We start from the raw sequence: 12,984 nt of genomic DNA, 5'->3' as shown, positions 1-12,984 counted from the left end.
TTACTTGCTTAAATAATAGAGGGGTATAACTGCCCCTCTACTTTTTCGGAAACAGATTGAGCGAGCGTTCAATCGAATAATGAATCAGGACATTTCAAGAGCAAGAGCAGTCTGTTTTTTAATAATTATTTTAGAAAGCGTTAACAAGTTAACCTATAAATCTATCTTTGAAAGGATGTTGAGTGTATGCGAAAAACAGTTATCGTGTCTGGAGCAAGAACACCATTTGGTAAATTTGGAGGAGGACTAAAGCCTTTCACAGCATCACAGCTTGGTGGGAAAGCAATTCGCGAATCTTTAAATCGTGCAGGTCTTGATGAAAAAGAAATCGATGAAGTAATTATGGGAAGCGTTTTGCAAGGTGGCCAAGGGCAAATCCCTTCACGTCAAGCAGCTCGTGAAGCAGGAATTCCCTGGAATGTAAAAACAGAAACAATCAACAAAGTTTGTGCATCAGGATTACGCAGTGTAACGCTTGCTGATCAGCTTATTCGTCTGGGTGATGAGGATGTCATTGTTGCTGGTGGCATGGAGAGCATGAGCAACGCACCATATTTGCTCCCGGATGCTCGTTGGGGCAACCGTATGGGAGACAAAAAAGTAAAAGATATGATGGTCCATGACGGCCTAACATGCTCTTTCGAAGGTGTGCACATGGGCAATTATGGAAACAGCACAGCTGACGAATACAATTTGACGAGAGAAGCACAGGATGAGTGGTCATACCGCAGTCATCAACGTGCTGTGAAAGCAATTGAGGATGGAAAATTTGCAGAGGAAATCGTATCGGTGGAAGTGCCGCAGCGCAAAGGTGATCCAATTGTTGTTGATACAGATGAAGCACCACGTAAAGATACAAGTGTGGAGCGTTTAGCTAGTTTACGCCCTGCGTTTGATAAAAACGGTACAATTACTGCTGGTAACGCACCTGGCGTAAATGACGGCGCTTGCGCATTTGTTGTAATGTCAGATGAAAAGGCTGAAAAGCTTGGTAAAACTCCGATGGCAACAGTACTTGGTCACGCAGAAGTTGCCGTTGAAGCAAAAGATTTCCCGCAAACGCCAGGACTTGTTATTAACAAACTGCTAGAAAAAACGGGCTATTCCAAAGATGACATTGACTTATTTGAAATTAACGAAGCATTTGCAGCTGTTTCACTAGCAAGTGGTGAAATCGCTGGCATCGATCCGGAAAAAGTGAATGTAAATGGTGGAGCAGTAGCACTTGGGCATCCAATTGGCGCAAGTGGTGCACGCATTATTTTGACATTAATCCATGAACTGAAACGTCAAGGCGGCGGAATCGGAATTGCAGCAATTTGCAGTGGCGGCGGTCAAGGTGACGCAATGCTAATTGAAGTACCGAAGCAATAATCGGAAGTTTGGCTCAAACGGACGCAAATTTGGCTCAAGTTCACACGAAATCGGCTCAAATTGTCACAAATCCGGCTCAAGTTCACAACTTCCCGGCTGAAGTTCACAACAATTTAATCAATCAAGATGAAGGAGGAACCTACATCATGGCAATTAATAAAGTTATGGTAATCGGTGCAGGACAGATGGGCGCAGGAATTGCCCAGGTTTTTGCACAATCAGGATTTGACGTCCTGTTAAATGATATGAACAAAGAAGCACTTGAAAAAGGCATGATAAACATTGAAAAGCTCTTAACACGGGCTGTAGACAAAGAACGAATCAGTGAATCAGATAAAACAGAAACACTAAACAGACTAACACCATCCTCTGATTTACAGGATGCACAATCACGTGATTTCGTAATTGAAGCAATTGTTGAAAACATGGATGTAAAAACAAAAGTTTTCGGTGAGCTTGATGCAATTGCACCAAAGCATGCAATCCTTGCTACCAATACGTCATCACTACCGATTACCGAAATTGCAGCAGCGACAAACCGACCTGAACAAGTAATCGGGATGCATTTTATGAATCCTGTTCCCGTGATGAAGCTTGTTGAAATTATCCGTGGATTACAGACAAGCGACGAAACCTATCAGACAGTTGAGGATATGACGAACAAACTATCAAAAAGCCCAGTAGAAGTAAACGACTCACCAGGTTTTGCCGCAAACCGTATTCTTATGCCGATGATTAATGAAGCAATCTTTTCATTACATGAAGGAGTAGCCTCAGCAGAGGACATAGATACAGTAATGAAACTTGGTATGAATCATCCAATGGGCCCATTAACACTGGCAGACTTTATCGGCCTAGATACATGCTTATATATTATGGAAGTGCTGCATGAAGGGTATGGCGACAGCAAATACCGTCCATGTCCATTACTTAGAAAATATGTAAAAGCTGGCTGGTTAGGTAAGAAATCAGGCAGAGGATTCTATCAGTATTAAAAACTACCAAGAAAAACAGGAAGGGGGGCATTTAGAATGAATCTTAATTTTTCCGACGAACAGGAAATGATGCGCAAAATGGTTCAGGATTTTGCCCAAAAAGAAGTACAGCCAGAAATAGAGAGAATGGAACAAGAAGACCGCTTTCCAAAAGAAATTATCGAAAGAATGGGTGAGCTCGGATTGATGGGGATTCCTATTCCAGAAGAGTACGGTGGTGCCGGGATGGATTACACATCCTATATTATTGCCATTAACGAGCTTTCAAAGGTCAGCGCAACAATCGGTGTTATTTTATCAGTGCACACATCTGTTGGTACAAATCCAATTTTATATTTTGGAACTGATGAGCAAAAGAAATACTATCTGCCGAAATTGGCATCAGGCGAGTTTCTTGGCGCTTTTGCAGTTACCGAACCAGGTGCAGGATCTGATGTTGCAAACCTGAAAACACGAGCAAAAAAAGATGGCGATAACTATATTTTAAATGGCTCAAAGATGTTTATTACAAATGGCGGAGCGGCTGATACATTTATTACGTTTGCCCGTACAAGTGATGAAGCAGGCGCGAAAGGTGTCAGTGCGTTTATAATTGAAAAGGATACACCGGGATTTGTGATTGGCAAGGCTGAAAAGAAAATGGGTCTGCATGGATCAAGTACGGTGCCATTAAGTTTTGATAATTGTGTCATTCCAAAAGAACAGCTTCTTGGCAATGAAGGTGACGGCTTTAAAATCGCTATGGCGAACCTGAATGTCGGCCGCATTGGGATTGCTGCACAAGCACTGGGAATTGGTGAAGCTGCTGTCGAGCATGCAACCGCATATGCAAAAGAACGCGAACAATTCGGCAAGCCAATCTCGCAAAATCAGGGTATATCATTTAAAATAGCTGATATGGCAACAGAAGTCGAAGCTGCAAAACTATTAGTCTATAACGTTGCATCACTAGTGGAACGCAATATACCGTGCAACAAGGAGGCATCGATGGCAAAAATGTATGCGTCCAAAACTGCTAGAAAAGCCGCAATCGAAGCTGTCCAGGTGTATGGTGGATATGGCTATACTGAGGATTATCCGGTAGAGCGCTTATTCCGTGATGCCAAAGTAACCGAAATCTATGAAGGAACGAACGAAATACAGCATATTGTAATAGCTAAAAACCTTTTAAAAGACTAAGGAGGACAACAGATTATGAATTTTCAACTAACAGACGAACAAGAAATGCTGCGTAAAATGGTCCGAGACTTTGCAAAAAAAGATGTAGAACCAACTGCTGCTGAGCGTGATGAAGAAGAGCGCTTTGACCGTGATATTTTCGACAAAATGGCTGAACTTGGCCTGACAGGAATTCCATGGCCGGAAGAGTACGGTGGAATCGGCGCAGACTATGTAAGCTATGTAATTGCAGTTGAGGAGTTATCACGTGTTTGTGCATCAACAGGTGTTACATTATCGGCACATCTATCGCTTGCAAGCTGGCCAATTTATAAATACGGAAATGAAGAGCAAAAGAAAACATTCCTATATCGCCTGGCAACTGGTGAGGCATTAGGAGCATATGCATTATCTGAGCCTGGTGCCGGCAGTGACGTTGTATCTATGAAAACCGTGGCAAAAGAAGACGGAGACCATTACGTTTTAAATGGTAATAAAGTGTGGATTACAAACGGTGGTGTTGCAGATATATATATTGTTTTTGCAAAAACAGACAGTGATGCTAAGCATAAAGGGATTAGTGCCTTCATCGTTGAAAAAGGAACAGAAGGATTCACATTCGGTAAAAAAGAGAAGAAGCTCGGAATTCGTTCATCACCAACTACCGAACTTATTTTTGAAAACTGCCGTATACCAAAAGAAAATATGCTTGGTGCTGAAGGAGACGGATTTAAAATTGCAATGACCACACTCGATGGAGGTCGTAACGGAATCGCAGCACAGGCACTGGGAATTGCCCAGGGTGCATTGGATGCATCTGTTGACTATGCAAAAGAACGCGAACAGTTCGGTAAGCCAATTGCAGCGAACCAAGGTATTTCATTTAAGCTAGCCGATATGGCAACAGAAGTCGAAGCATCCCGTCTATTAACTTATCAGGCTGCATGGCTGGAATCAGAGGGGCAACCCTATGGAAAAGCATCTGCTATGTCAAAACTTTTCGCCGGAGATGCAGCAATGCGCATAACAGTCGAAGCGGTTCAGGTATTTGGCGGCTATGGCTACACAAAAGACTATCCAGTGGAACGCTATATGCGTGACGCGAAAATTACGCAAATTTACGAAGGAACAAATGAAGTTCAACGTATGGTTATCGGGCGGATGCTGACGAAATAGCTAACAATATGGCGTTTTTGCCGATGTTCACAGTGACTTCGCCGTAGTTCACAAGAAAAACGCCGAAGTTCACAATTGGTTTGCTCGAAGTTCACAAAATGATCGCCGATGTTCACAATATCGAGCGGTCGAGCCATAAATTCAAGCGACCGCACCACGATATCGAGCGGTCAAACCGAAATTTCGAGTGACCGCACCACATTGGCTCAAGTTGTCACAAATTCGGCTTAAGATAACATGATTTCCGCTCAAGTTCACAAAACTTCGGCTCAAGTTCACAATTTCGAGCGACCGCACCACGAATTCAAGCGAGCACCCAGCAAATTCAAGCAACCGCACCACTGTGCAAGCACACTACAATATCGAGCAAGCTGAAAGGATGCCACCACATGCACAATCTTGTAGAACGGATGAAAAAAAAGGATATACGCGCATTGGCACGGGCTATCACCATGGTTGAAAATGACCATCCTGATAAGCTTGCCATGCTAAGTGATGTATTTTCTATAAAAAAACATGCGCGCTATGTTGGTATTACAGGGTCACCTGGTGCTGGGAAAAGCTCGCTTGTGAACCGTTTAATTACCCACATCCGTAATGAAGGAAAGACTGTAGCAATTATCGCGGTTGATCCGACAAGTCCGTTTAGTGGTGGTGCATTACTTGGTGATCGGGTTCGGATGAATGAACATTTTACTGATGATGGTGTTTACATCCGCAGTATGGCAACACGTGGCAGTCTTGGAGGCTTAGCCCGGGCAACAAAGGATGCGGTGCGGATTTGTGATGCTTATGGATTTGACGTTGTGATGGTGGAAACGGTTGGTGTTGGCCAATCTGAGCTTGATATTATGAAACTCGTTGATACAACGGCACTAGTTTTAACACCGAACAGTGGTGATGTCCTGCAGATTTTCAAAGCGGGAATCATGGAGATTGCTGATTTATTTGTCATTAATAAAGCAGATCTCCAAGGAGTGGGGAAACTGAAAGCACTTCTGAAAGAGCTTGTGATGATGACAACTAAAGGTGACCATGAACCATCTATCGTTAAAACCATTACAACAGAAAATAAAGGTATCGATAAACTTTGGGAAAAAATTAATCAGCATCATGAATACTTATACAGCACTGACGAAGGAAAAAAACGCCGAATACAGCAGCAGGAATTGGAAGTGTATGAATTGGTCCGCGAAGAAATATGGCGTGATGTTAAAAAGTATATCAAAGAGACAGACATAACGATTGAGGCAAATAGTGATCCATACCAATTGGCGCAGGACTTATTTGAAAAGTGGAAGGGGGACACTAAATGACTCAGAACCAAAACCAAATCCTTTCTTCTGTAAAAAATGCTGAACTCGTAGAAAAGCGCAGAAACCAGATGATTAAGGGTGCAATAACCTTATTTAAAGAAAAAGGGTTCCATCGTACGACAACAAGAGAAATAGCAAAAGAGTCTGGGTTCAGTATTGGTACACTTTATGAGTACATTCGGACAAAAGAAGATGTGCTGTTTCTTGTATGTGATGCCATTTACGAGCAGGTTCATGAACGTCTTGAATCTGCAATTGATTTGGAGAACCCATCTGTTACAAATCTGGAAAAAGTCGTTGAATCTTATTTTTACTTAATGGATGAAATGCAGGAAGAAGTAGTTATCATGTACCAGGAAGTAAAATCGCTGAAAAAGGACACTAAAGAATATGTGCTGCAAAAAGAGCGGGACATGGTTGGCATGCTTGAAAAAGTTATCGTAACATGCCTGCCACATGAAATTTCCAAGCAGGATGCTGAATTAATGGCGAATAATATTTTCATACAGGGACAAATGTGGGGATTCAGACGGTGGGTCCTGCAAAAACAATTCACCCTGAAAGAGTATATTGATCGTCAAATCCATTATTTAATGGCATCACTAGCAATCGACAGAACAATAGTAAAAGATAAGGAGGCTTGATGATGATGGAACAACCAGAACTGTATAAACCGACAAATCCGGTCCGTTTTGTAACAGCATCAAGTTTATATGACGGACATGATGCATCAATAAATATTATGCGAAGAATTCTTCAGGCAAGTGGAGCAGAGGTTATTCATCTTGGGCATAATCGTTCAGTAGAAGAAGTTGTCTACGCAGCTATTCAGGAGGATGCACAAGGGATTGCCATGTCATCCTATCAGGGTGGCCATGTTGAATATTTTAAATATATGATAGATTTACTAAATGAACTTGGTGCCACGCATATCAAAGTTTATGGTGGCGGTGGCGGTACAATCATTCCACGCGAAATTAAAGAATTGCATGAGTATGGGGTGTCATGGATATTTTCCCCGGAGGATGGTCGTAAATATGGACTGCAGGGTATGATTAACCACATGCTTGAAGAATGTGATTTCCTTCCACCAATCGATCTGAAAAAAGATAAAGATAAACTGCTTACTGGTGAGCGTCAAGCAGTTGCCCGGTTTATTACCTATATGGAAAGTAATCAAAAGGACCATGAAGAAAAGCAGCAAGTACTTAAGTCGCTTCAATCCGAATCAAATAATGCTCCAGTTCTTGGTATTACCGGCACTGGTGGCGCAGGGAAGAGTTCACTAACCGATGAACTGATCCGCCGCTTCATCAATGAAGTTCCGGACAAAAAAGTTGCGATCATTTCGATTGATCCGACGAAAAAGAAAACGGGTGGCGCATTACTCGGTGACCGAATCCGGATGAATGCAATTTTTACTGACCGTGTTTATATGCGATCGCTTGCGACGCGTGACTCCAGAAGTGAACTATCCAAGGCAATCCAAGATGTGATTGATGTTGTTCGCGCTTCGGGGTATGATTTCATTATTATTGAAACGAGCGGTATCGGGCAGGGGGATGCTGCGATTACTGATGTGACTGACTTATCCATGTATGTCATGACAGCAGAATTTGGCGCGCCATCACAGCTTGAAAAAATTGACATGATTGATTTTGCAGATTTCATTGTTATTAATAAGTTTGAGCAAAAAGGTTCTGAAGACGCATTGAATCAGGTGCGCAAACAATATGAACGCAGTCATATGCTATTTCACCAGGACAAAGAAAAGTTCCCTGTCTTTGGTACAATTGCCAGCCAGTTTAATGATGCAGGGACTAATGCATTGTTCGCATCTCTTATCGATACATTAAACGAAAAACATGACTGGAATAATGAAATCAGTTTTGAACGTAATATTATTGCGGAAAAGCAAAACATGATTATCACCAATGAGCGCCGCCATTATTTACGTGAAATTTCAACGCACGTTCGTAACTATCATCAAAATGCCAAGAAGCAAAGCGATATCGCTCGTAAGCTTTATCAGCTTGAAGGTGCAAAGGAAGCAGTAGAGGATGAGAACACGAAAAAAGTGATTGATCAAACGTTTGATCAATACGAGGAAAAGCTTGATCCTACTGCGAAAAAGTCACTTGAGGCATGGGATGAAACAAAAGAGAGATACAGTCAGGATAAATTGACTTTCTCCATTCGAGATAAAGAAATTGAAATGGATATTACAACAGAAACATTAGCAGGATTAAAAATTCCTAAAGTTGCATTTCCGAAATTTTCGGACTGGGGAGAACGTCTGGAATGGCTAATGAAGGAAAATGTTCCTGGAGCATTTCCATTTACTGCAGGGGTATTTCCGTTCAAAAGAAAAGGGGAAGACCCTACACGTCAGTTTGCTGGAGAAGGCACACCTGAACGAACAAATCGCCGCTTCCACTATTTATCAAAAGGCGAGGAAGCAAAACGCCTGTCAACTGCATTTGACTCGGTAACATTGTACGGAGAGGACCCAGCTCCACGTCCTGATATATACGGAAAAGTCGGTGAAAGTGGCGTAAGTATTTGTACGCTCGAAGACATGAAAAAGCTGTACGATGGATTCGATTTAACAGACCCTAAAACATCGGTATCCATGACTATTAATGGTCCTGCTCCAATTATACTAGCAATGTTTTTTAATACAGCAATCGACCAGCAAATAACGAAATTTAAAGAAGAAAATGGACGCAAGCCAAACCAGGAAGAGTATGAGAAGCTTAGAGATGACACAGTGTCTGTTGTACGCGGAACAGTCCAAGCGGATATTTTAAAAGAAGATCAGGGGCAAAACACATGTATCTTCTCAACTGAATTCGCACTGCGTATGATGGGTGATATCCAGCAATATTTTATTGATAAAGAAGTTCGTAACTACTATTCAGTTTCGATTTCTGGTTATCATATTGCAGAAGCTGGAGCAAACCCAATAACACAGCTTGCATTCACGTTAGCAAATGGCTTTACGTATGTGGAATACTATTTGAGTCGCGGAATGGACGTTAACAAATTTGCACAGAATCTATCATTCTTCTTTTCAAATGGATTGGATCCCGAGTATACCGTAATAGGTCGTGTTGCGCGCCGTATCTGGGCAGTAACGATGCGGGATAAATATGGAGCAAATGAGAGAGCTCAGAAACTGAAATACCATATTCAGACATCCGGTCGTTCTCTGCACGCACAGGAAATTGACTTTAACGATATCCGAACAACATTGCAAGCGCTATTAGCCATTCAGGATAATACCAATTCCTTGCATACCAATGCATATGATGAAGCAATAACAACACCGACAGAGGGTTCTGTTCGTCGAGCAATGGCAATTCAAATGATTATTAATAAAGAATTCGGGCTAACGAAAAATGAGAATTCGATGCAAGGTTCATTTATTGTTGAAGAATTAACAGACTTAGTTGAGGAAGCAGTACTGCAGGAATTTGAAAAAATGAACGACCGTGGCGGTGTACTAGGTGCAATGGAACGTCAATATCAACGCGGAAAAATTCAGGAAGAATCTCTTTATTATGAAGGTAAAAAACATTCCGGTGATCTACCGCTTGTTGGGGTTAACACTTACTTAAACCCGAACCCGCCTTCAGAAGATAAAATAGATTCGATGGAACTTGCGCGAGCATCCAAAGAGGAAAAAGAACACCAAATCAATGAACTGCATAATTTCCAGGGTGCTAACGAAGACAAAACGGAAGCTGCATTATCAAAATTAAAAGAAGTCGCAGCCTCAGGCGGGAATATTTTCGTAGAACTAATGGAAACAGTAAAAGTAGCAAGCCTTGGACAAATAACAAACGCCCTATATGAAGTAGGCGGACAATACAGAAGGAATATGTAAGTGTGAAAATCGCAGGTGCCTTGAAAGTCACGAGTGTCTAGGCACCGGAACTAGATCATCAAAAGCGAAAGCGTCCGTTTAGCTAATACGGACTGTGACCGTGCATCGGGGTGGTTCAACGTTGCAGCGTAAAGTGGCGGGCGCTTGAGCTGGATGAAAAGAAAGCGAGAATACATCAAGGTTGAGGAAATAATCTCTTTTTCTCAACTTTTTTCTAGTTTACACTAGCATATTCAGGTGAGATTTGTTTATAATGTATGGTATGGTTTATAGAGAGCATATTAAATAGAGTTTGTTAGAAAACTTAGCTTTTCGCCAAGCTATAGAGGGGAAAGTCTTAGTTGCTCTTATGCAATAAGAAAGTATTCATACTTTCTTAACTGCTTTAAGATACTTATAATATTTAATTCACTAATACATGAAAAAGGGAGTGCGGTATCGTGAGCCTGAAAAAGTATAGCCGCGAAGAACTTGTAAGCAAACCAATGATCGAATTGGCATATTTAATTTTAACAGACAAGAAAAAGGCCCAGGATTTCTATGGAGTTTACGATAAAGTTGCAGAATTAAAAGGATTCACAGAAAAGCAAAAATCGGAAAACATAGCACAGTTCCATACAAATCTGACAGTTGACGGTAGATTTATGGCTGTTCACACAGATAACTGGGGTCTAAAACGTTGGTATTTAGTCGAAGAAACGGATGAAGAAGTAGCGGCAGCCCCTAAGAAAAAGAAAAAAGCAAAAGCTAAACCGAAGCCGAAAAAGAAAAAAGTAGCTAAAAAGGAAGAGCTGAAAGAGGAAGAAGAAGAAATTCCCGCTGATAATATAGAAGTGCTTACTGGTGACTTTAAAGAAACGGGAGACGATGGTGAAGAGAAAGATGAAGCATTCGACGAAAGCTTTGACGACGAATCAGACGATTTTGACGAGGATCTAGATGAGTTTGATGAAGAAGATGACGACTCTGACGAAGAAGATGACGAAGAAGAAAAAAAATAATAAAAGGCTCGCTTGACTTTTTTAGCCCTTATGAGTACAATTTTTATTGGGCTCTTTAAATTCAAAGTCATAAAGCGTTTCCCTTGATTAATAGGGGAGGCGCTTTTTTTATATTATGTAAGATTACACAATTCGCCTAAGGATTTTCGCAATGTCAAATCTTTCTAATGTTTAACCCTTGTTATTTAAGCAGAACATAGTTTTTGAAAGGTTTCTAATCAGACAGGAAAAATATAAATTTAATAATTAATAGAGAAAGACGAGGGATGAGTAGTGACGAAGTATATTTTTGTAACAGGTGGCGTTGTTTCTTCTTTAGGAAAAGGAATTACAGCAGCATCATTAGGTCGCTTATTAAAGAACCGAGGATTAAAAGTTACGATACAAAAGTTTGATCCGTACATTAACGTTGACCCTGGAACAATGAGTCCATATCAGCATGGTGAGGTTTTTGTAACAGAAGATGGCGCAGAAACCGACTTGGATTTAGGTCATTATGAACGATTTATTGATATTAATTTAAATAAATACAGTAACATAACAACTGGAAAAGTATATTCCAGTGTTATAAAAAAAGAACGTCACGGAGATTACCTGGGTGGAACGGTTCAGGTTATTCCACATATAACAAATGAAATTAAAGAACAGGTTTTTCGGGCTGGTCAAGCTACAAAGGCAGATGTAGTTATCACGGAGATTGGCGGGACTGTTGGTGATATTGAGTCCTTGCCGTTTTTGGAGGCAATTCGTCAAATTAAGAGTGACATTGGCAAGGAACATGTTATGTATATTCATTGTACTTTGGTACCTTACATTAAGGCTGCGGGCGAAATGAAAACAAAGCCGACCCAGCACAGTGTAAAGGAATTACGCTCTTTAGGCATTCAGCCAGATACGATTGTATTGCGTACAGAACTGCCAATCAGTAAAGATATGAAGGAGAAAATAGCATTATTCTGTGATATAAACGAAAATGCTGTGATTGAAATGCCTGATGCAGATACATTATATCAGGTTCCTATTTCATTACAGGAACAGCATCTGGACCAGCTGACATGTGATCACTTCGATCTGGAATGCCAGCCAGCAGATATGGATGAGTGGAAACAGCTAGTCAATAAGGTAAGAAATCTTTCTGGAACGGTTACTATTGGACTTGTTGGAAAGTATGTTGAGCTCCCTGATGCATACCTCTCAGTTGTGGAGTCGTTAAAACATGCAGGCTTTTACTATGATACCGACATTGAAATTAACTGGATAAACGCAGAAAAACTCGATGAAGAAACAATTAAAAATGAGCTGAAGCATGTCGATGGTATATTAGTGCCAGGTGGCTTTGGGGACCGTGGTATTGAAGGTAAAATCGAAGCAATCCGCTATGCACGTGAAAATAAAATACCATTTTTTGGAATTTGTCTTGGGATGCAGCTTGCTACTGTAGAATTTGCTCGTAACGTAATCGGACTAAAGGGTGCACATTCAGCGGAGATCAATCCAAAAACACCATATCCAATAATAGACTTATTGCCCGAGCAGAAAAATATATCAGATTTTGGCGGGACTTTAAGACTCGGTATTTATCCATGTAAATTAACAAATAATACCAAAACAAAGGCAGCATATGATGGAGCAGACATTGTATATGAACGTCACCGCCACCGTTATGAATTTAATAATGAATACCGGGAACAAATGAAGGATAATGGATTCATTTTTTCTGGAACAAGTCCTGATGGCAGATTGGTCGAAACAATTGAGATTACCGACCATCCATGGTTTGTCGCATGTCAATTTCATCCGGAATTTAAATCACGTCCAACAAGATCACAAGCATTATTCCATGGCTTTATCGGTGCAGCAGTTAATAAATAACCTAACTGTAAACAACATAAAAAGACCTATATAGAGAACGTACATTCTGTTCTTTGTATAGGTCTTTTTTATTATAAGTGACTTTATATCATATAAGCATAAAATTATGTTCTTTAAAAAGAAGGATTTTTCGGAAAGTGTGTAGAAATATGTAGTTAAAGAGAGAGAGAAATTTATGTTCGAGGTGGGAGAAGATTATCTTT

The 12,984-nt window shown here is 40.8% G+C and carries 9 protein-coding genes; all 9 read left to right on the top strand.

Translation table 11 applies throughout. The features are described 5' to 3' along the window. The first annotated feature begins 186 nt into the window (after nucleotides 1–186). Nucleotides 187–1,374: an acetyl-CoA C-acetyltransferase gene (locus J2Z82_RS08840; RefSeq protein WP_209480438.1), complete on the top strand. Its 1,188-nt coding sequence runs from the start codon at nucleotides 187–189 to the stop codon at nucleotides 1,372–1,374. Between the two features lie 146 nt (nucleotides 1,375–1,520). Next, complete coding sequence (locus J2Z82_RS08835; protein ID WP_209480437.1) at nucleotides 1,521–2,369, top strand: 3-hydroxybutyryl-CoA dehydrogenase; 849 nt, start codon at nucleotides 1,521–1,523, stop codon at nucleotides 2,367–2,369. A 36-nt stretch (nucleotides 2,370–2,405) separates the two neighbouring features. Continuing rightward, nucleotides 2,406–3,548, top strand: a complete 1,143-nt coding sequence (locus J2Z82_RS08830; protein ID WP_209480436.1) for an acyl-CoA dehydrogenase — start codon at nucleotides 2,406–2,408, stop codon at nucleotides 3,546–3,548. A 15-nt stretch (nucleotides 3,549–3,563) separates the two neighbouring features. Continuing rightward, nucleotides 3,564–4,703: an acyl-CoA dehydrogenase gene (locus tag J2Z82_RS08825; protein WP_209480435.1), complete on the top strand. Its 1,140-nt coding sequence runs from the start codon at nucleotides 3,564–3,566 to the stop codon at nucleotides 4,701–4,703. A 389-nt stretch (nucleotides 4,704–5,092) separates the two neighbouring features. Next, nucleotides 5,093–6,019 carry a methylmalonyl Co-A mutase-associated GTPase MeaB gene (gene meaB, locus J2Z82_RS08820; RefSeq protein WP_209480434.1) on the top strand — a complete coding sequence of 309 codons (927 nt, stop codon included), beginning with the start codon at nucleotides 5,093–5,095 and terminating at the stop codon, nucleotides 6,017–6,019. Beyond that, the gene (locus tag J2Z82_RS08815) at nucleotides 6,016–6,663 is read left to right on the top strand and encodes a TetR/AcrR family transcriptional regulator (protein ID WP_209480433.1); all 648 of its coding nucleotides are present in this window, start codon (nucleotides 6,016–6,018) and stop codon (nucleotides 6,661–6,663) included. Before meaB ends, J2Z82_RS08815 begins: the two co-directional genes overlap by 4 nt. A 5-nt stretch (nucleotides 6,664–6,668) precedes the next feature. Then, the gene (gene icmF / locus J2Z82_RS08810; protein WP_209480477.1) at nucleotides 6,669–9,908 is read left to right on the top strand and encodes a fused isobutyryl-CoA mutase/GTPase IcmF; all 3,240 of its coding nucleotides are present in this window, start codon (nucleotides 6,669–6,671) and stop codon (nucleotides 9,906–9,908) included. Nucleotides 9,909–10,348: 440 nt separating this feature from the next. Continuing rightward, nucleotides 10,349–10,909: a DNA-directed RNA polymerase subunit delta gene (gene rpoE, locus J2Z82_RS08805; RefSeq protein WP_209480432.1), complete on the top strand. Its 561-nt coding sequence runs from the start codon at nucleotides 10,349–10,351 to the stop codon at nucleotides 10,907–10,909. Between the two features lie 273 nt (nucleotides 10,910–11,182). Continuing rightward, entirely contained in the window at nucleotides 11,183–12,781 is a 1,599-nt protein-coding gene (locus tag J2Z82_RS08800; RefSeq protein ID WP_209480431.1) for a CTP synthase, read from the top strand. Nucleotides 12,782–12,984 lie beyond the last annotated feature (203 nt).

Origin of the sequence: Virgibacillus litoralis, from assembly GCF_017873675.1 — a bacterium.
GTDB lineage: Bacteria > Bacillota > Bacilli > Bacillales > Amphibacillaceae > Lentibacillus > Lentibacillus litoralis.
Note: the sequence above shows the minus strand (reverse complement) of the source record. Positions and strands in the feature narration are given on the sequence as shown.

Excerpts from the sequence above, each read along its gene's own strand:
- J2Z82_RS08830 (WP_209480436.1), top strand. The coding sequence starts at position 2,406 with ATGAATCTTAATTTTTCCGACGAACAGGAAATGATGCGCAAAATGGTT.
- J2Z82_RS08840 (WP_209480438.1), top strand. The coding sequence starts at position 187 with ATGCGAAAAACAGTTATCGTGTCTGGAGCAAGAACACCATTTGGTAAA.
- J2Z82_RS08835 (WP_209480437.1), top strand. The coding sequence starts at position 1,521 with ATGGCAATTAATAAAGTTATGGTAATCGGTGCAGGACAGATGGGCGCA.
- meaB (WP_209480434.1), top strand. The coding sequence starts at position 5,093 with ATGCACAATCTTGTAGAACGGATGAAAAAAAAGGATATACGCGCATTG.
- icmF (WP_209480477.1), top strand. The coding sequence starts at position 6,669 with ATGGAACAACCAGAACTGTATAAACCGACAAATCCGGTCCGTTTTGTA.
- J2Z82_RS08815 (WP_209480433.1), top strand. The coding sequence starts at position 6,016 with ATGACTCAGAACCAAAACCAAATCCTTTCTTCTGTAAAAAATGCTGAA.
- J2Z82_RS08825 (WP_209480435.1), top strand. The coding sequence starts at position 3,564 with ATGAATTTTCAACTAACAGACGAACAAGAAATGCTGCGTAAAATGGTC.